The organism is Pseudarthrobacter sulfonivorans (genome assembly GCF_024391045.1).
Lineage (GTDB): Bacteria > Actinomycetota > Actinomycetes > Actinomycetales > Micrococcaceae > Arthrobacter > Arthrobacter sulfonivorans_B.
Genome location: NZ_JANFCZ010000010.1, coordinates 44715 through 63958 on the forward strand (window position 1 = coordinate 44715; position 19244 = coordinate 63958).

At 66.9% G+C, this 19244-nt stretch carries 16 protein-coding genes, 2 tRNA genes and 1 riboswitch; of the genes, 1 reads left to right on the forward strand and 17 read right to left on the reverse strand.

The window, feature by feature from the left end:
• Nucleotide 1: 1 nt before the first annotated feature.
• The 4 genes from NQJ30_RS08705 to NQJ30_RS08720 form a co-directional block, all read right to left on the reverse strand.
• On the reverse strand, nt 2–1204 hold the full coding sequence (locus tag NQJ30_RS08705) for an ROK family transcriptional regulator (protein ID WP_255769571.1): 1203 nt from the start codon (nt 1202–1204) through the stop codon (nt 2–4).
• 158 nt (nt 1205–1362) lie between these two features.
• Nucleotides 1363–2562, reverse strand: a complete 1200-nt coding sequence (locus NQJ30_RS08710) for a class I SAM-dependent methyltransferase (RefSeq protein WP_255769494.1) — start codon at nt 2560–2562, stop codon at nt 1363–1365.
• 41 nt (nt 2563–2603) lie between these two features.
• Complete coding sequence (locus NQJ30_RS08715) at nt 2604–3662, reverse strand: FAD-dependent oxidoreductase (RefSeq protein WP_255769495.1); 1059 nt, start codon at nt 3660–3662, stop codon at nt 2604–2606.
• Between the two features lie 19 nt (nt 3663–3681).
• Nucleotides 3682–4035, reverse strand: coding sequence for a zinc ribbon domain-containing protein YjdM (locus tag NQJ30_RS08720; protein ID WP_255769496.1), 354 nt, complete (start codon nt 4033–4035; stop codon nt 3682–3684).
• A gap of 84 nt (nt 4036–4119) precedes the next feature.
• Between NQJ30_RS08720 and NQJ30_RS08725 the strand changes: the two genes are divergently transcribed.
• Nucleotides 4120–5427: an SAM-dependent methyltransferase gene (locus tag NQJ30_RS08725; protein ID WP_255769497.1), complete on the forward strand. Its 1308-nt coding sequence runs from the start codon at nt 4120–4122 to the stop codon at nt 5425–5427.
• A gap of 155 nt (nt 5428–5582) precedes the next feature.
• Here the strand turns inward: NQJ30_RS08725 and NQJ30_RS08730 are convergent.
• From NQJ30_RS08730 to NQJ30_RS08790, 13 genes are all read right to left on the reverse strand, one after another.
• Nucleotides 5583–5658: transfer RNA gene (locus tag NQJ30_RS08730), tRNA-Ala, on the reverse strand.
• 217 nt (nt 5659–5875) lie between these two features.
• A tRNA-Ala gene (locus NQJ30_RS08735) sits at nt 5876–5948 on the reverse strand.
• 100 nt (nt 5949–6048) lie between these two features.
• Nucleotides 6049–6450 carry a ribosome silencing factor gene (rsfS, locus tag NQJ30_RS08740; protein WP_255769498.1) on the reverse strand — a complete coding sequence of 134 codons (402 nt, stop codon included), beginning with the start codon at nt 6448–6450 and terminating at the stop codon, nt 6049–6051.
• A gap of 46 nt (nt 6451–6496) precedes the next feature.
• Nucleotides 6497–7717, reverse strand: a complete 1221-nt coding sequence (locus NQJ30_RS08745) for a hypothetical protein (RefSeq protein ID WP_255769499.1) — start codon at nt 7715–7717, stop codon at nt 6497–6499.
• A gap of 7 nt (nt 7718–7724) precedes the next feature.
• Nucleotides 7725–8450 carry a nicotinate-nucleotide adenylyltransferase gene (nadD, locus tag NQJ30_RS08750; RefSeq protein ID WP_255769500.1) on the reverse strand — a complete coding sequence of 242 codons (726 nt, stop codon included), beginning with the start codon at nt 8448–8450 and terminating at the stop codon, nt 7725–7727.
• On the reverse strand, nt 8395–8628 hold the full coding sequence (locus NQJ30_RS08755; protein WP_255769501.1) for a hypothetical protein: 234 nt from the start codon (nt 8626–8628) through the stop codon (nt 8395–8397). The genes nadD and NQJ30_RS08755 overlap by 56 nt, the downstream gene beginning before the upstream one ends.
• A 79-nt stretch (nt 8629–8707) precedes the next feature.
• A complete protein-coding gene (locus NQJ30_RS08760; RefSeq protein WP_255769503.1) occupies nt 8708–10084 on the reverse strand; it encodes a glutamate-5-semialdehyde dehydrogenase in 1377 nt (458 codons plus the stop codon).
• A 26-nt stretch (nt 10085–10110) separates the two neighbouring features.
• A complete protein-coding gene (proB, locus tag NQJ30_RS08765; RefSeq protein WP_255769504.1) occupies nt 10111–11262 on the reverse strand; it encodes a glutamate 5-kinase in 1152 nt (383 codons plus the stop codon).
• Nucleotides 11252–12841 carry a GTPase ObgE gene (obgE, locus tag NQJ30_RS08770; protein WP_255769505.1) on the reverse strand — a complete coding sequence of 530 codons (1590 nt, stop codon included), beginning with the start codon at nt 12839–12841 and terminating at the stop codon, nt 11252–11254. The genes proB and obgE overlap by 11 nt, the downstream gene beginning before the upstream one ends.
• A gap of 116 nt (nt 12842–12957) precedes the next feature.
• The gene (rpmA, locus tag NQJ30_RS08775) at nt 12958–13221 is read right to left on the reverse strand and encodes a 50S ribosomal protein L27 (protein ID WP_009372867.1); all 264 of its coding nucleotides are present in this window, start codon (nt 13219–13221) and stop codon (nt 12958–12960) included.
• 59 nt (nt 13222–13280) lie between these two features.
• Nucleotides 13281–13589 (reverse strand): 50S ribosomal protein L21, encoded by a 309-nt coding sequence (rplU, locus tag NQJ30_RS08780; protein ID WP_255769572.1) that lies wholly within the window; start codon nt 13587–13589, stop codon nt 13281–13283.
• Nucleotides 13590–13861: 272 nt separating this feature from the next.
• Nucleotides 13862–15346 carry a bifunctional hydroxymethylpyrimidine kinase/phosphomethylpyrimidine kinase gene (gene thiD / locus NQJ30_RS08785; RefSeq protein WP_255769574.1) on the reverse strand — a complete coding sequence of 495 codons (1485 nt, stop codon included), beginning with the start codon at nt 15344–15346 and terminating at the stop codon, nt 13862–13864.
• 107 nt (nt 15347–15453) lie between these two features.
• Nucleotides 15454–15551: riboswitch (TPP riboswitch) on the reverse strand.
• 116 nt (nt 15552–15667) lie between these two features.
• Nucleotides 15668–19171: an Rne/Rng family ribonuclease gene (locus tag NQJ30_RS08790; RefSeq protein WP_255769506.1), complete on the reverse strand. Its 3504-nt coding sequence runs from the start codon at nt 19169–19171 to the stop codon at nt 15668–15670.
• Nucleotides 19172–19244 lie beyond the last annotated feature (73 nt).

Sequence of the window (19244 nt, forward strand, 5' to 3'; positions counted from 1 at the left end):
GCTAGACTTCCAGGAGAAGCCGCTGCGCCCGGGGCGCCAGGGTGTGCTCGAGGACCAGGCAGGCAGCTCCAACGGCGCCCACGTCCTCGCCCACTCCCGTGCCCACAACCTCTATGGTGTGGATCAGGCGGGCCGCGCTGTTGGCATCCACCAGGGCCGGGATCTTCTCAAGGTAGCGGTCCGCGATCCTGCTCCAGAACGGGCCGCCGAACACCACCCTTTCCACATCAAGCGTGTTGGTGACTACCGAGACGGCCCGGGCCACGAGGACAGCGGACTTGTCGATGATGGCCAGCGCCTTCTCATCGCCGGCGTCGGCGAGGTCACATAACTGTGCGAAGCTCTGCTGCACCTCGGCGCCGCTGTTGTGGTCCGCGGAACCGTCAAGGATTCCGGCCGCGACGGCTTCCGCCACCAGCACCTTCGGAATAACGGACGATTTTACACAGCCCCGGAGGCCGCAGTCACAAACCGGGCCATCCGGATCCACCACTATATGGCCGATTTCGCCGGCATTCCCCGAGGTTCCCCGCACCACTTCATCGTTGAGCACGATGCCGCAGCCGATGCCGGTGCCCATGTACATAAACACGAAGCTGCCCGCGCCGCTGGGGCCGCCGGCCCAGGTTTCAGCGACGGCGGCGCTGGTGACGTCCTTGTCCACCAGGACGGAGTAGCCGGTGGCCTTGGCCAGGGCGTCACGGAGTTCAACGCGGTCCCAGCCCGGCAGCAGGGGCGGGTCAACCACGGTGCCGTTGTCCAGGTCGATCGGTCCGGGCGCAGCCAGGCCCAAGCCGGCGATCTTGGTCACGTCCACACCGGAATCGGCAACCAGCTCACCGATTTTGGTGGCCATGGTGGCAATCACGGCGGCGGGATCATTGCCGCCAGGGGTCTTGATGCGGGAGTGCTGCACCACTGCACCGACGAGGTCCAAAACCACAAAAGTGGTCACGGCGGGGTCCAGGTGGACGCCCACGGCATACATGCCCGCCGGATTGAGGCGCAGCATGGTGCGCGGTTTGCCCGGGCCGCTGCCTTCCTTTCCGGCTTCCACAATCAGGTGCTGGTCCAGCAGGCGGCGCGAGATGTTGGAGATGGTCTGCGGCGAGAGGCCCACGATCTGGGCGAGTTCCACACGGCTCAGGCCGCCCGAGGAACGGCGGATGGCATCGAGGATTACCGTGAGGTTAAAGTCCCCCATGCGCGGCAGGTTGGTCCCGCGCCGTGGAGCCGAGGGCTGGCGTAGTTCTGACACGGTCTCCCCTATAGTTTGCGGCCGGGTACTGATGATGTCTGAATGGTACGTTACCGCCTGACGCACGCCCAGAGCCGGAGGCAGGCAACGACGCGGCCGGACGGCTACGCCCGCCTGGTGCTGACAGCCACCGTGAATTTCGGGTTGTTGCCCCTGACCGTCGTGGGGCCGACCAGCCGCTCCAGTGCCGGGAGATACTGCAGGTGCCGGTTGAAGACTGTCCACAACTGGCCACCGGGGGCGAGGACTCTGGCGGCCGCCTCAAACAGCTTGATGCCGGCCCCGGCGTGGACGCTGGCGCCCAGGTGGAACGGCGGGTTCAGCAGGACAAGATCGGCGCTGGCCGCCGGCAGTGTGCTCATGGCGTCATCCTGCAGCGCGGTGATCCGGTCCGCGAGGCCGTTGGCCCGGGCAGTGGCTTCCGCCGAGGCGACGGCGGCGGCCGAGCGGTCCGTGGCCGTAACCCGGCTTTCGGGATTCTGCCGTGCGTACATGGCCGCGAGGATCCCGGTGCCGCACCCCAGATCCACGGCATGCCGGGCCGCCGGCATCTCCGGCAGGAATGTCAGGAGGAACCTGGTGCCTATGTCCAGCTTGGTTCCGGCGAAGACCGCGCCGTGCGCGGCTACGTCAAGGTCCAGCTCGGCAAGGTGTTCGACGGCGGGATGTCCAACGGCCGGGCGCCCGACGGCGGCGTGTCCGACGGCGGCGTGGGGGCTTCGTGCGTCCGCCTCCCCGGCCGTATCCGCAGAGGCCTGCCTGGCCCCGCCGGCAATGATGAGCCGGGACTTCTGCCGGGCCAGTTGAGGCTGTACGGTCCGGAAGTGGCGCTCCAGGACGGCGTTCATCCCCAGCGACATGTGCTTGACCCGGCCGCCGGCGATGAGCACAACATCCGGGTCGGCGTACCGGGCCACGGCTTCGGCGATTTCTTCGAGTTCCGCCAGGGTCCGGGGCAATTGCAGCAGCACCAGCCCGGCGCCGGCAAGCAATTGCTCCCCCAGCGGCAGCTGCTCATAGCCGGCCAGCCCCAGGGCGCTTGCGTTGTTCCGCAGGGCACGTTCACCCGTGATGAGGTCCTCGTGGACACGGACCCGCCGGACACCGAGGGACGCCAAGGCGCCCAGGGTGAGGGCGCCGTAGCGGTCGCCGATGACTGCCAGGCGGATTTCCGGACCTACCCGGCCGGCCGCGGCGTCAAGCAGGAGCTTGTCCGTGGCATCCCAGGCCTGCAGGTTGGGTGCCTCAACATCCGGGTATCGCCTGAGCATGCCGAAGATGTCCTCAAGGCTGTTCTCTGCCACGTGGTTCCTGCCGTTTGCGGGTCTGCTGGGTGGTTGGGCTGTCACTGCTGAAACGCGGGCAGCTTCAGGATGGCGGCAACGGCCGCCCTGCCCGCGCGGTTCGCGCCGATGGTGGACGACGACGGGCCGTAGCCCACCAGGTGCACGCGCGGTTCGGCTACCACCTGGGTTCCGTCCATCGCGATCCCGCCGCCGGGTCCCCTGAGGTGAAGCGGCGCGAGGTGTTCGAGCTCCGCGCGGAATCCGGTGGCCCACAGGATCACGTCTGCCCGGAGGAGACTGCCGTCGGTGAGCCGGACGCCGTCGGGCTCTATGGACGTAAACATGGGCTGCCGGTCCAGCGCGCCGCGCTTTTGCGCAGCCCGCAGGGCGGGCGTCCAGATCAGGCCGGTGACGGCCACGACGCTCTGCGGGGGCAGTCCCTGCCGGACGCGTTCTTCCACGAGGGCGACGGCGTCGTGCCCCGCCTGGGCGTCGAAGGTGGCGTCCCGCCACTCGGGCTCGCGCCGGGTGAACCAGCTGGTGGCGGTCACCTGGGAAATCTCATCCAGCAGCCCGACGGCGGAAATCCCGCCGCCCACCACGATGACGTGCTTTCCGCGGAATTCCTCGGCGGAGACGTAGTCAGCAACATGCAACTGCCGCCCCCGGAACGTGGCGCGGCCGGGGTAGATGGGCCAGAAGGGCCTGGTCCAGGTGCCCGTGGCGTTGATGACCGCTTTGGCTGAGCAGGCACCCCGGTCGGAGCTGACCAGAAGCCTCCCGGCCGGATCCGTGTCCTCCCTGGCAACTGAGGTGACCTTGACCGGGCGCAGGACGTGGATCCCGAGCTCCCGTTCGTAGGCGTCGAAGTACCTGCTCAGGAACTCGGAGCTGGGTTCCGCGGGATCAACATCGGGTTTGGCGATTCCGGGGAGGTCACTGATGCCGTTGACCGTTTCCATGATGAGGGTTTTCCAGCGGTGCCGCCATGCACCGCCCGGGCCCTGTTCGGCGTCGAGGATCCTGTACCCCACTCCCCTGCGCTTCAGGTGGTAGGCCGCCGAGAGTCCCGCCTGCCCTGCGCCGATGACCACAACGTCCGTGGTTACTTTGTCCATGTCTGCAGGCCGGGTTCCGCTAGACCTTCTTCACCACGGAGGATTTCAGCTGCATGGGGCCCACACCGTCCACTTTGCAGTCGATGTCGTGGTCTCCCACGCCGTCGATGAGCCTGATCCCGCGGACCTTGGTTCCCACCTTGATCACGCCGGAGCTGCCTTTGATCTTCAGGTCCTTGACCACCGTCACGGTGTCGCCGTCCGCGAGGACGTTGCCCACCGCATCCTTGATGACACGCGGCCCCGGCTCGCCGACGTCGGACGTTGCCCCGGCGGCCCACTCGTGGCCGCATTCCGGACAGACCAGGAGCGCACCCATCTCATAGGCGTAGGGACTGGCACATTCGGGGCACGGCGGCAGCGACTCATTCACTCCCCCATGATAATCGGGCCGCCGCACTGACAGGCGCGCACCGCCGTCGTACTGTTGGGCCATACCTGAAGAAAGGCACTCACCATGGCAACGGACAATCGGGCAGCGCCGCTGCTGGCGAAAGCGCTGGGCATCGTCCTTGGAACTGATGAGATACCGCTCAGGTTGCGTGCCTGGGATGGATCGGAGGCCGGGCCGCCGGAGGCCCCCGTCCTCGAGTTTCGGCACCGCCGGGCGTTGCGGCGGATCCTGTGGTCGCCCGGTCAGCTGGGGCTGAGCAGGGCCTATGTTGCCGGGGACATCGACGCTCCTGGCGACATTTTCGCTGCCTTCACGGCCCTGAGCTCGGCGGGCAAGTTTTCCGAACCCGGTCCGTTCCGGCCACTGACGCCCCGCGAACTGGGCACGCTGGTGAGTACGGCCGTCCGGCTGGGGGCGGTGGGCCCCAACCCTGCCCCGCCGCCGGAAGAAGCAAGGGTGACCCGGAAGGGCCGGCTCCACACGCGGCAGCGGGATGCTGCGGCCATCTCGCACCACTACGACGTCGGCAATGACTTTTATGCCCTCGTGCTGGGGGCGTCGATGGTGTACTCGTGTGCTGTGTGGGGCGAGCCCTCTTATGCGGACAACAACGGCCTTCCGGCCGGTCTGGACGGGGCGCAGAAGGCCAAGCTGGACCTGGTATGCCGGAAGCTGGGCCTCCAGCCCGGGATGAGGGTACTGGACGTGGGCTGCGGGTGGGGCAGCTTTGCCCTGCACGCCGCCCGGAACTACGGCGTCACCGTGGTGGGAGTGACCCTCTCCTCGGAACAGGCACTGCTTGCCCGTAAGCGCGCCGCGGATGCAGGCCTGACGGAGAAGATTGACATCCGGGTGCAGGATTACCGGGATGTCCGGGACGGCCCCTTTGACGCGATCAGTTCCATCGGCATGTCCGAGCACGTTGGCCGGGAACAGACGCCCCACTATGTGGAGGTCCTCCATGGGCTGCTCCGCCCCGGGGGCCGGCTCCTCAACCACGCCATCTCCTGGAACGCCGGCCCCACCAAGCCGGACCCGGACTCGTTCATCCCGCGCTATGTCTTCCCGGACGGCGAAATGCTCAGCCTCGGCGAGATGGTCACAGCGCTGGAAGGGGGCGGGTTCGAGGTCCTGGACGTGGAGGCGTTGCGCCAGCATTACGCGCTGACTCTTCGTGCCTGGGTGCGGCGACTGGAAACCAACTGGGACGAAGCAGTGGCCCTCACCAGCCGGGGCAGGGCCCGGATCTGGCGGCTATACATGGCGTCAAGCGCCCTCGGTTTTGAAAACGGCCTGACGGGGGTGAACCAGATCCTGGTCCAGCGCGCCGGCGGAGACGCGCCGCCGCTGCGACGGACCGACTGGATCTGACGGGCCTGGATTTAGAACGTCGACATTTGAACCGTCTGCGTTTGAACCGTCTGCGTCTAAACCGTCTGCGTCTAAACCGTCTGCGTTTGAAGCGCCGGCAAAACGAAAAGAGCCACCCGGCGGGGTGGCTCTTTTTGTTGGACACGTGGTCCGTTTGGTGGAGCTGAGGGGACTCGAACCCCTGACCCCCTGCATGCCATGCAGGTGCGCTACCAGCTGCGCCACAGCCCCAAAACCGCTGCTCTCCCGGCCTTTCCGGCCTGTCGAAGCAACCTGATTAGCTTAATGGAAATCCGCGCCGCGCGCCAATCGGGAGCTCCGGCCGGCAATCCCTGGTTTATTCCCGCCCCGGACGACGCGGGAATAGGCAGGACGGGGGTGAATTGACGGGCGGCCCGGGACAACAAAAAAGTCCGCCGGAATCTTTCGATTCCGGCGGACTATCCGGTGGAGCTGAGGGGACTCGAACCCCTGACCCCCTGCATGCCATGCAGGTGCGCTACCAGCTGCGCCACAGCCCCGGACCTTCGTTGCTTCCCGGTCTCCCCGGAGCAACTCAAATATCTTAGACCAGCATTTCCGAAAATTCCAAATCGGGCATATTCGCGCCGGTGAGGCTGGTTATTCGGCGTCTGAAGCGGCTGATGCCTTGGCGGATGTGTCTTCGTCAAGCTGCAGGTCGACGACAGGGCAATCCTTCCAGAGGCGCTCCAAGGCGTAGAACACGCGGTCTTCCTCGTGCTGGACGTGGATCACAATGTCCGAGTAGTCGAGCAGCACCCAGCGTCCGCCGGCGCGGCCTTCACGGCGTACCGGACGAAGGTCCTGCTTGGACAGCTCTTCCTCGATGCCGTCCACGATGGCATTGACCTGGCGTTCGCTCGGTGCGGAGGCGATGAGGAAGACGTCCGCCAGGGCGAGGCGTTCGCTGACATCGAGCGCCACAATGTCGTGGGCGATCTTGTCTGCAGCCGCTTTGGCGGCGTGGCGGGCTGTGGTGATGGATGAATCGGATGCAGTCACGGGACTCCTTGTAGTTTTCTAAAGCTTTGTCAGGGGGCGCAGCGGGTCAGCGCGAGATGCCGGTGGCGATGAGAATGACGCCTGAAATGAGAGCCACGATCCCGAAAGCCAGGACCAGGACCTGCATCAGCCTGAGCCGCTTTGCGCGGGTCAGGCCTGCCGTCGCCGCGTCCAGCGGCTCCAGGCCGTGGGCGGAGCGGGCCGGAATACGAAGGTCCTCAAACTGGCCGTCCCCCTCGTTTCCCGGAACGTCCGAAACACTGGGAATCAGTCGCTTCGGTTCAGCCGCGGCGCGGGCAGCAGCCTCGGCCCGGGCGATGACCCGGGAGCGGCCCGTCGATGCCCGCGGCGCCTGTGCCGGGGCCGCCTGCCGTGATGCGGCTGCGGGACGGCGGCCCTTGCTCCCCGGCCGGACTTTGGCTCCGGACTGGGTCTGCACCGGCACGTACGAGGTTGCCGGGGGTTTCATGACCGGCCGGTCCAGCCCTGGCACGTGCTCAAATTCGAGGGGCGTGACCATGGCGAGGTTGTCTGCGGTGGCCGGACCGGACTGTACGGCCGACGGACCGGTCTTCGAGGCCGCGGGAACGGCCTGCGTGGATGCGGCGGGCGGTGCCGCCTGTTCTGCCAATTTCTGTTTGGCCATGGCCCGGCGGTTGAGGACCGCGGCACGCTCGGCCAGGGCGATCTGTTCGGCGAGGATGTCCGGGTCCACGGCCTCGGGGTCGAGGGAAGCTATGTGTTCCATTTTGGCGAGCTGGTTCTTGGCCTGCTCGGCAATCAGGGCGCGGGCTGCAAGGGCCTGCTCCACGCTCATGCCGTCCGGAAGCCCCGCTCCGGTGCCGGGGGCAGCTGCCGGCCGCGGTCCAACGGATCCGGGCTTGGCGGCCGCCGGGGACGCGGGGGCAGCAGGAAGCGGCTTGCCCATGGGGGCCGCGATGATGGGGTTGGCCGAAGTGACGGCCTGTTCCTTGAGTTGCTGAAGCCTCAGCTGCCGGCGCGTGGGCGGTCCGCCCGCCGAAAGATGGCCTTCCTTTTCCTCAAGTTCCTTAATGGTGCGAAGCGCGGCACGGTCCCGGGCGCGGATCTGCGATGACCGTTGGGCCTGGGTCTGTTCCGGGACGGAATCCACCGGCGCGTCAGCAGCGCGGCGTTGTTTTGAGGCAGGCGAAACCTGGCCCGGGCCCGTGGACCCGGTAGCCGTCTTCTCATCTCTGGCCTGCCGCAGTTCGCGGCGGCTGCGGACGGGGGGCTGTTCCTGACTCATTGAAAACTCATTCAGTACTTGCTGGCTCGTCTATTTTAGTAATTCGCACCGCATCGGGAGGGGTATCCCCCGCATACAGCCCGTATTTGGCGATGTATTGCACCACCCCGTCCGGCACCAGGTACCAGACCGGGTTGTTCGCGGCCACCCGCACCCGGCAGTCGGTGGAGGAAATCGCCATGGCGGGCACCTCCAACAGGCTGACATCCTCACGGCCCATGCCGTCAAGCACATGTCCGGGACGGGTCACACCGACGAAATGGGCCAATGACCACAGCTCATCGATGTCTTTCCAGGACAGGATCTGCGCGAGGGCGTCCGCGCCGGTGATGAAGAACAGGTCAGCCTCCGGACGCTGGGTCCGGAGGTCGCGCAGGGTGTCTATGGTGTACGTCGGACCGGGCCGGTCGATATCCACCCTGCTTACCGTGAAACGGGGATTCGATGCAGTGGCGATCACCGTCATAAGGTACCGGTGTTCAGGCTGGCTGACCTGCTTGTGCGTTTTCTGCCACGGCTGCCCGGTGGGGACGAAGACCACTTCGTCCAGACCGAACTTGGCGGCAACCTCACTGGCCGCCACAAGGTGGCCGTGATGGATGGGATCGAACGTCCCGCCCATCACGCCCAGGCGCAGCCGTCCTTGCGCACCGTCAGGGTGCAGAACACGGGAAATGTCAGTGGCCTTGGCCGTGGTCGTGCTTATTGGGGTGCTGGCGGTGCGGATCTGCATGCTCTTCGGTCGCCGCGTGCCGGTTACCCAGGTTGGAGTAGGACAGCGTGACAAACATCAGTCCCAGCAGGATCACGAACATCACGCCGCCGATCACAAACGGAGGTGCGATCAGAGGCGCCGCTTCCTCATGTTCAGCGGCGGCGGCAACGGTCATGGCGATCTGCTGGAGCAGCATTTTCTCCCCTAGGTTTTCAAGGATGTGGGCAGCGGATATTTTCCCGCCGTTCCGGTCTTCTGTCTATGTTACCGCGTTGTTAGCTGCGGACCTGGCCCTCGCCCTGCACAATCCACTTGGTGGTGGTCAGCTCAGTGAGGCCCATCGGCCCGCGGGCGTGCAGCTTCTGGGTGGAGATGCCTACTTCGGCACCCAGACCCAGCTCGCCGCCGTCGGTAAACCGGGTGGACGCGTTGACGATGACCGCTGCCGAGTCGATCTCCGCAATGAACCTCTCCGCATTGGCGAGGTTGTTGGTGAGGATCGCCTCGGTATGGCCAGTGGACCAGGTGCGGATGTGCTTCACGGCGTCATCCAGGCTGTCCACCATGGCCACGGCCAGGTCAAGGTCCATGTACTCGGTTTCCCAGTCCACATCCGTGGCCGGCGTGGACTCGATGGACGCGGGCAGGGCAGCCCGGATGCGCTCATCCGCGTGCAGGGTGACTCCGGCGCCACGCAGCGCGGCAGCCACGGCCGGCAGCACGGTGGAGCGGGAGTGGACCAGCAGCGTTTCCACGGTGTTGCAGACGCTGGGCCGCTGGGTTTTGGCGTTCAGCAGGATCTCCACCGCCATCTCTTCACTGGCGGATTCGTCGATGAAGATGTGAACGTTACCTTCACCGGTTTCGATGACGGGAACGGCGGCGTTCAACACGACGGACTGGATCAGCTCCCGGCCGCCACGGGGAATCAGGACGTCCACGCGGCCGCGCGCCCGCATCAGCGCGTTGGCGCCCTCCCGGCCGTACTGGTCCACCGTCTGCACGGCGTCGGACGGCAGGCCCACGCTGTGCAGGGCGTCGCGGATCACCTGCACCAGGGCATCGTTGGTAGCGGCCGCGGCCGTGCCGCCGCGGAGAATGACGGTGTTGCCGCTCTTGAGCGCGAGGCCGGCGATGTCAACAGTGACGTTGGGGCGGGCCTCGTAGATGGCGGCCACGACGCCCATGGGCACATTGACCTGGCGCAGGCGGAGGCCGTTGGGCAGGGTCTGGCCGCGGACCACATTACCCACGGGATCCGGCAGGGTGGCGAGGTTCTCCAGGGCGTCCACCAGCCCGGTGATCCGGGCATCGCTCAGGGTCAGCCGGTCCAGCATGGCGGCAGAGGTCCCGCTGGCCTTGCCGGCAGCCACATCCTTTGCATTGGCGGCCAGGATCAGGCTCTTCTTCTCCAGCAGGGCGGCCCCGATGGCGCGGAGGCCACGGTCCTTCCAGGCCCGGTTGGCCCGGGACATCCGCCGGGATGCCTGCTTGGAGCGGTCGGCGATAGCGTGGACAGCGGCCTCGACGTCCTCCGTCGACAGCGGCACCGCACCCGCCGGCGATGTCGCGTCCGGCGCCTTCGGCGCACCGGAAAGTCCCGTGTTGTCTTCGGGAGTCGCAGCAGTGGGGTGGGTCAGGGCCTCAGTCATGATCCAAGTTTAGGCGAGTGCGGCCCTCAGACCAGCACCAGGTCATCAACGTGAACAACTTCACGGTCATAACCCCGGCCCAGCGACTTACCGAGCTCCTTCGTGGAGCGGCCCAGCATCTGCGGCAATTCCGCCGCGGAGTAGTTGACCAGCCCCCGTGCGATGACGGTGCCGTCCGTACTCACCATTTCGACAGCGTCGCCCGCTTCAAAGTCACCCTCGACGGCGGAGATGCCGGCAGGGAGCAGCGACGTGTGGCGGTGGCGCACCGCCTTGACCGCGCCGTCGTCGAGGATCAGTTGGCCGCGAACGGACGCGAGGTGGGCGAGCCACAGCAGCCGCACGGGTTTCCGGGCACCGTTCACGGTGAACCAGGTGCCAACATCCTCTCCGGCCAGCACAGCCGCAGCGTTGGGCGTGGAGGTGACCAGGGCGTGGATGCCGGAGCCGGCGGCGATCGTGGCCGCCTCGACTTTCGTGGTCATGCCGCCCGTGCCGACCCCCGCTTTGCCGGCCTTGCCGATGGTGACGCCCTCGAGGTCATGCGGGCCTTCGACGAGCGGAATCCGCTTCGCACCGTGGGATGGCGGGCCGTCGTAAAGGGAGTCGACGTCGGAGAGCAGTACCAGGGCATCGGCCCGGACCAGGTGGGCCACCAGGGCAGCAAGCCGGTCGTTGTCGCCGAACCGGATTTCGTGCGTGGCTACGGTGTCGTTTTCGTTGACCACCGGCACCACACCGAGGTTGACCAGCCGGTTCAACGCGCGGAAGGCGTTGGTGTGCTGGCTGCGCCGCATCAGGTCCTCGGCCGTGAGCAGCACCTGGCTGACGGTGACGCCGTGGGCGCCGAAGGCCTGGGTGTAGCGTGCCATCAGCAGGCCCTGCCCCACGCTGGCCGCGGCCTGCTGGGTGGCGAGGTCGCGTGGACGCTTGGCAAGGCCCAGCGGTGCAAGGCCCGCCGCGATGGCACCCGAGGACACCAGGATGATCTCGGTCCCGGCATTGCGCTTGGCTGCGAGGGCGTCCGCCAGGGCGGTCACCGCTTCCTCCGAAATGCCGCCCTTGATGCTGGTCAGCGAGGAGGACCCGACCTTGACAACGATCCTGCGGGCGTTGGCGATCACGCCGCGGTCGGCGGGCCGCGGGTGCGGCACCGCCGTGACGGCACTACTGGTCATCGTCTGAGTCCAGTCCACTCTCCTTGAGCGGCTTGGCGACCCGGCGGCTGCTGACGGATTCGGTCCAGATCCCGGCCTTGCGCTCGGCTTCGAGCTCGGCACGTGCGGCGGCCTTGGCTTCCTTGCGTTCCTGCTGCTCCTCGCGCTTCTGGCCGCGGGTGGGGCGGTCTCCGATGTCGGCGAAACGGACGTCGGTGCCACGGGGCGAAGCCAGCAGTTCGGCGCCGGCCATCATGGTGGGCTCCCAGTCGAAGACCACGCCGTCGTCCTCGCCGATCACCACGGTGTCCCCCGGCTTCGCGCCCTGCTTGAACAGTTCGTTTTCGACGCCCAGCTTCGCGAGCCGGTCCGCGAGGTAGCCAATGGCTTCCTCATTGGTGAAGTCGGTCTGCTTGACCCAGCGCACGGGCTTGTCGCCGAGGACGCGGAACAGCGGCTCCATGTTCTTCTCTTCGCGGCGGATCTTGAAGCCGGCTTCATTGACTGCACGGGGCCGCAGGACGGGCGGCTGCACCTTCGGCGGCGTTGCGGCCAGGGTGTCGCGGGCGGCCTTGACGATTTCGGCCATGGCAAAGCCCAGCTGGCGCAGGCCTTCGTGACTGGTGGCCGAAATTTCGAAGACCCGGTAACCGCGGGATTCCAGTTCGGGGCGGACGAATTCCGCCATGTCCTTGCCGTCCGGCAGGTCCACCTTGTTCAGGGCCACCAGGCGGGGGCGGTGGTTCAGCGGAACCACTTCGCCGTCGGTGCCGGCGTAGCTCATGTCAACGGCGTACTTTTCCAGTTCGGCCTCGATGATGGCCAGGTCTGACAGCGGATCGCGGTCGGCTTCGAGCGTGCCGCAGTCCAGCACGTGCACCAGGGCGGCGCAGCGTTCGACGTGGCGCAGGAAGTGGTGACCCAGGCCCTTCCCCTCGCTGGCGCCCTCGATGAGGCCGGGAACATCGGCGATGGTGAAGCGGACCTCGCCGGCCTGGACAACACCCAGGTTGGGGATCAGCGTGGTGAAAGGGTAATCGGCAATCTTGGGCCGCGCAGCGGACATGGCCGCGATCAGGCTGGACTTGCCGGCAGACGGGAATCCCACCAGGGCGATGTCCGCGATGGACTTCAGTTCCAGCACGATGTCGCTGGAGTCGCCTTCGATGCCCAGCAGCGCAAAGCCCGGTGCCCGCCGTTTCTGCGAGGACAGTGCAGCGTTGCCGAGGCCGCCCTGGCCGCCGGCGGCCGCAATGAATTCGGCGCCTTCGCCCACGAGGTCCGCCAGGACGGTGCCGTCCTTGGACTTGACCACAGTGCCGTCCGGAACGGGCAGGATGAGCGTCTCGCCGCTCTTTCCGCCGCGCCAGTCGCCCATCCCGGGGCCGCCGTTGGTGGCGTGGCGGTGCGGGGCGTGGTGGTAGTCCAGCAGGGTGGTGGTCTGGTGATCAACACGCAGGATGACGTCGCCGCCGTCGCCGCCGTTGCCGCCGTCGGGACCGCCCAGGGGCTTGAACTTCTCCCGGTGGACGGAGACACAGCCGTGGCCGCCGGTACCGCCGGATACGTGCAGTACTACCCGGTCTACAAAGCTCGCCACGTGGATCTCCTCAGTGCTGTTTCCTGGTCGCCCGCAGGCGCCACAACGATTGTAATGCGGTTAAAAGAACAGTGGAGCGGACCATATGGCCCGCTCCACCGCTTCAGAACTATTTGTTACTCTGCAGCTGCAGCAGCAACGATGTTGACGACGCGGCGACCGCGGCGGGTGCCGAATTCGACGGCTCCCGGGGTCAGCGCGAACAGGGTGTCGTCGCCGCCGCGGCCAACGCCGGCGCCCGGGTGGAAGTGGGTGCCGCGCTGGCGGACGATGATCTCGCCTGCGGAAACTACCTGGCCGCCGAAGCGCTTGACGCCGAGGTACTGGGCGTTGGAGTCACGACCGTTGCGAGTGGAACTCGCGCCTTTTTTATGTGCCATTTGAAATGCCTGCCTCTAAATTCTGGGGAATCTGCTGAAAACCTGAACAGTAACGAAGGTTACTTGATACCAGTGATCTTGACCTTGGTCAGTTCCTGACGGTGACCCTGGCGCTTCTTGTAACCGGTCTTGTTCTTGAACTTCTGGATGACGATCTTCGGACCACGGAGGTCATTGAGGATCTCAGCCGTGACAGTTACCTTGGCCAGGTCCGCAGCTGCGGAGGTGACCTTGTCACCGTCCACCAGGAGCAGGGCAGGCAGCTCAATGGTGCTGCCAGCTCCACCGGCGACGCGGTTGAGGGTAACGAAGTCTCCTACGGAGACCTTCTCTTGCCGGCCGCCTGCGCGGACAATCGCGTACACCACTTGGGAACTCACTTCTCTCGACGTTTATAACTAAATTTGCGTGCGGACCCGGAACCAAAACTGGCTGGGTTTCCCGCTGTGCCTCAACGCCGTGGGGTCATAACCCAAGTGTTGGCGTAAGCACCGAAGATCTAGAATACGCTAATTTCGCCTTCGGCCGCAAATGAGGCTGGTAACGGCCGGTTGCCTGTGATAGCTCCCACGTCGGGGAACAGTCCTGACAATCCGAAACCGTGCCCGACTATCGTACCGGCTGCAACGGCCATTGCGGTTCAGGCATGCAGCCGCGGCGCGTCAAAGAAGTCAACTTCGAAACGGCATGAGTGCCGGAAGGCCTCCAGCATGGCCTCCCGTTCCTCGCCCGATGCCTTCCGTCCGGCCTCGTCGGCCCACCCCAGGGCTTCGCGCGTGGCCTGCGCGAAATCCTCGTCCGCGTAGGTCCGCAGCCATTCCGCATACGGATGCGCGGCAGGCGCGCCGGCCGCAAGGAACTGGGAATGGAGGGTTTGTCCCACCTCGGCGTACAACCAGAAACACGGCAGGAGCGCCGCCACAAGCACTCCGTAGCTGCCGGATGCGGACACTGCCAGGAGATGGTCCACGTAGGACTTGGTGACCGGGCCCAGGACGTGTTCCACCGTCCGGGTACTCAGCCAGGTGCGGTGCAGTTCCGATTCGACCTCGAGGCATTGCCGGGCGGACCGGGCCCAGAACAGCTGGGCGGCTTCAGTGGGTGCGAGGGCACTTGCGCGGGCCAGCACCCGGGAGTAGCCGTTCAGGTAGATGGCGTCCTGGGCGAGGTAGTAGGCGAACTGATCCTCCGCCAGGGTGCCGGCGGCCAGTCCGCGGATGAAGTCAAGCCCGTAGATGGCGTCCAGGTCGGCGGCCGCCGCCTGGCGAAGGGCCGCTGCGAATTCCCCGGCGGCGGGAGCCGGCTGCAGGTGGTGGAAGTGGTGGATGGGTCCATTGCCGGAGCCGACCTCCAGCTGGCCGGAAGCCTGAAGGGCACCGGCAAGCCAGGACTTCACCTGCCGCAGGGAGGCTTCCCAGTCCCCCAGCCGGGCCTGTGCCGTGGCCATGGCGGAAGACAGCGAGCAGCCGGTTCCGTGGCTGTTGCGGGTGGCGATCCGGTCCCCCGCCACTTCCACCACCGGGCCGGAGAGCAGTCCCCCGGCGTTGACCAGCGCATCCGGGCAGGCATCGCCGTCGAGGTGGCCTCCCTTGACGAGGATGGTGGCTCCGGTGGCGGCAGCGAGCCGCGTCCCCTGCTCCAGCGCGCCGGTCCAATCCTTCGCCTGCGGTTCGCCCACCAGGATGGCCAGCTCGGCGAGGTTGGGCGTGATCAGGTCCGCGAGCGGCAGCAGGGCACGCAGGGCGGCCTCTGCGGACTCCTTCAGCAGCCGGTCGCCGCTCGTGGCCACCATCACCGGATCGAGAACCACGACGGCGGGACGGACCTGTTCCAACCAGGTGCGGACCGTGCCGATTACCTCCGCATTGCCCAGCATGCCGATCTTGACGGCGTCGATGCTGATGTCATCGCTGATCGCGTCAAGCTGCCGACGCAGGAAATCAGCAGGCGGCACGTGGACATCCTGGACACCCTGCGTGTTCTGCACGGTCAACGCGGTGATGGCGGCCATGCCATAGCCGCCCAGGGCAGCAATGCTCTTGAGGTCCGCCTGGACGCCTGCCCCGCCGGACGGATCCGAGCCGGCGATCGACAACACACGCGGGGTATCGCGCAGGACGGCCACCGAAGCAGCGGACCCGGCTGCCGGGAGCCGCCCGGCACGCGATTGTGCCGGTTGGGTAGGCACAGCGGTATCGGACGTTTCGGGAGTTGCGGAAGGAAGGACAGAAATAGAAGCCAACGAGACATCCCTTCGCCGGTGCTAACCGGACAGGTTCAACGGGTCTGGATCTCAGCCGGCTCTTTGCGCGGCACCCCGTGTCAGTAACCCACCCTAGCGTTTTCGCCGTCCCGCCGCCTCAGATGAAGCACCAACACAGAATGCCCGCACCCGCCCCGGAATGGGGCAGGTGCGGGCATTCTGTGTGGGTGGCCCCGCGAAGAATCAGAGTTCCGAAGCGGGTACCCCTACACCGAGGATGATTGGCGCGTTGGTGTCTGTCGGTGTGGTGGCGGAAGCCTTGGCCGGTTCCGGTGCCTTGGCGGTATGGGTGTGTCCCGCCGAGGCCACCGGGACGGCCTCGTGGTGCTCCACCGTGGTGGCGTTGGCTGCGCCCTGGGCCCGGCTGGCACTCCGGGTCCGCCGCGGACGGCGGGTCCGGGACTGCTCGGTGTGGTCGGAGTAGTCCTTCTCCGCCGCGACGGGAGCCTGGACCGGAGCCTGCGACGGCGCCTGACGGGCAGGCTCTGCCGCCTGCCGAACAGCCTGCCGGCTTTCGGCCGGAGCGGTTTCAGCTTCCGGTGCCGGTTCGCCAAGCTTGGCGAACGCCTCCGCCAGGCGGTCGAGAGTCAGAGCAGGAGCCTGCGGCTGGTCCTCATGGTGCTCCACGAACGGCAGCACCACCTGCTCGCCACCGAACGTCAGCACGGCGGCCGGGCGGCCGGTGCTGTCCGCCGCGGAAGGAGCGGAAGGATGGGCCGGGGCAGCGGCCGGGGCCTCCGTGCCGGATGCCTTGCCGGCGGCAGCGTGGGCTACTTCCTCGTCGTGCAGGTGGGCGGCGTGGGCGGCCGCGGCAATGTTGGCAAGGGCAGCCCTGGTGGCCTCGGCCTTGGCATGGCGCTCGGCGTCGCTCGGATCCGGGTGGACCGTGTGGACCTGCACCGGGGCTGCCGGCGCCACGTCCAACGCCTGCCCGCCGCGGCCGCGGCGGCGCTTGCGGTCCGTCCGGCCACCCTGCTGGGCGTCCTGACGCGTCTCATTGCGCTGGTTGTCCGTGCGCTGCGTGTCCGGGCGGTTGTCCGCACGCTGCACGTGGTGCTCGGCGGCGACGGTGTTGGCGCGGCGGTGTTCCACGGGGTCGTCGTGGGTGACAATTCCCCGTCCGGCGCAGGTTTCGCACTGTTCGCCGAAGACCTCCAGGAGTCCGGTTCCCATGCGCTTGCGCGTCATCTGCACCAGTCCCAGCGATGTCACTTCAGCCACCTGGTGCTTGGTCCGGTCACGGCCCAAGCATTCCACCATGCGGCGCAGCACAAGGTCGCGGTTGGATTCAAGGACCATATCGATGAAGTCGATAACGATGATGCCGCCGATGTCGCGGAGCCGGAGCTGACGGACCACTTCTTCGGCCGCTTCGAGGTTGTTCTTGGTGACGGTCTCCTCGAGGTTTCCGCCGCTGCCGGTGAACTTGCCGGTGTTGACGTCCACCACGGTCATGGCTTCGGTGCGGTCAATGACCAGCGAACCGCCGGACGGCAGGAACACCTTGCGCTCGAGGGCCTTGTGGATCTGTTCATCGATCCGCCAGGCGGCGAAAATGTCCTGGTCCTTGGTCCACTTTTCCAGGCGGCCCACCAGGTCCGGGGCAACGTACGTGACGTACGCCTCGATGGTGTCCCATGCCTCTTCACCGGAGACGATCAGCTTCGAGAAGTCCTCGTTGAAGACGTCGCGGACCACCTTGATGGTGAGGTCCGGTTCGCCGTAAAGCAGTTCCGGGGCCAGGATCTTGGTGGACGTGGACTGGCTTTCGATGCCCTCCCACTGCGCGCGCAGCCGGTTGATGTCGTGCGTGAGTTCCTCTTCGGAGGCACCTTCCGCGGCGGTCCGGACAATCACACCGGCGTGCTCGGGCAAACGGTCCTTGAGGATCCGCTTAAGGCGGTTGCGTTCGACGTCGGGCAGTTTGCGGGAAATGCCCGTCATCGAGCCGCCGGGGACGTAGACCAGGTAGCGGCCCGGGAGGGAGATCTGGCTGGTCAGCCGGGCACCCTTGTGTCCCACGGGGTCCTTGGTCACCTGGACCAGGACGGTGTCGCCGGATTTCAGGGCATTTTCGATGCGGCGCTGCTTGCCTTCGAGGTTGACGGCTTCCCAGTTCACCTCGCCGGCGTACAGCACGGCGTTGCGGCCGCGTCCAATGTCAACGAACGCCGCTTCCATGGAGGGCAGGACGTTCTGCACCTTGCCGAGGTAGACGTTGCCGATCAGGGAGTCCTGCTGGGTCTTGGAGACAAAGTGCTCTGCCAGGACGCCGTCCTCCAGGACGCCGATCTGGATTCTGTCGTCGCGCTGCCGGACGATCATCTGGCGGTCCACTGATTCGCGGCGGGCCAGGAACTCGGCCTCGGTGATCACGGTCCTGCGGCGGCCCGTGTCGCGGGACTCACGGCGGCGCTGCTTCTTGGCTTCGAGCCTGGTGGAGCCCTTCACGCTGGTCACCCGGTTGTTGACGGGTGCTTCGCTCACCGCGCGCGGCGCGCGCACCCGGGTCACCGTGTTGGGCGGATCATCGCCCTCTCCACCGGTCAGTTCAAGATCCTGGTCACCGCGGCGGCGGCGACGACGACGACGGGACGTCACGCCCTCATCGGCCGGACCGGAGGTCTCTTCGTCGTCGTCTCCGGCACCGTCCTGGCCGTTTTCGGAACCCTCAGTGTCGGCGCCGGCCTCGGTGTCGCTGCCGCGGCTGCGACCGCGGCGGCCACGGCTGCGGCGACGACGGCGGCTGTTGGCGTCGTCCTCTTCGTCCTCTTCGGCGTCGTCCTCTTCAGTCTCTTCCGCGGCGGCGGGAGCGGGGCGGACAACGGCTGTCAGGTCCGGGGCCTGGAAGAGTACGGACGTTGCTGAGCCCGGCTCCAGGAAGAGTGACCCGAACGGGCTTGCGGCTGCCGTGGCGTCCTGCTCGTCGGCCCGCGCGGCGGCGTCAGCCTGCGCCGGGGTTGTCGCCGCGGCGCTGGCGGTGGCCACGGCTGCGGCGGTGACTGTTGCCTCGGGGGCTGTCGGCTCGGGAGCTACCGTCTTCGGGGCTTCATCACCGGCTACGGCGTTGTCGGGCGCAGCAGTGTCTGGCGCAGTAGTCTCAGCCGCTTCCGTGCCAGTCGCTGCAGTCCCAGCCGCTGCAGCGTCAGGGGCCGCTATTTCAGTGGCTGCACTTTCGGGGGCGGAGGCCTTGCGGGTGGCCACACGGCGGCGGCGGACCGGCTTGGCGTCCGGGGCTGCGTCGGCAAGCGGGGACCCGGCGGCGGGTTCCGGCGCGGTGACGGCCGCTGCGTCGGCCGCTGGGGTGGCGGGCGATTCGGCGGCTGACGCCCCGGTGGCGGGGGTACCGACTGCTGGCGCTTCAGTGGCTTCGGCGGCGAAGGCGGGCAACGGTTCCGCGGCTTCCGGCTTCTTCCGGGCGCGGGTCCGCCGGACGGGCGCTTTGACTTCCGGCGCGGCTTCCACCGCATCAACTGCTCCAAGGACCGCGGCGGTCCCGGCGTCGGGCTGGGCCGCGGCTTCTGCTGGGGACCCTTCACCAGTGGACGGGACGCTGTCTGCCTTCGGCGCCGCTTTCCGGCGGGTCCGGGTGGCCTTCCGTGGCGCCTCGGTGATCTCCGCTGCAGCCGTTTCAGCATTAGCTGCAGCTGCTTCAGCATTAACGGCTGGTACGTGTTCGTTGTCCATATGTAGCTACACTCCTGCCCCTGATGTGCCGCCACATCCGGCACCCGTTGGGGCAATTTTTGTCAAACCCGCA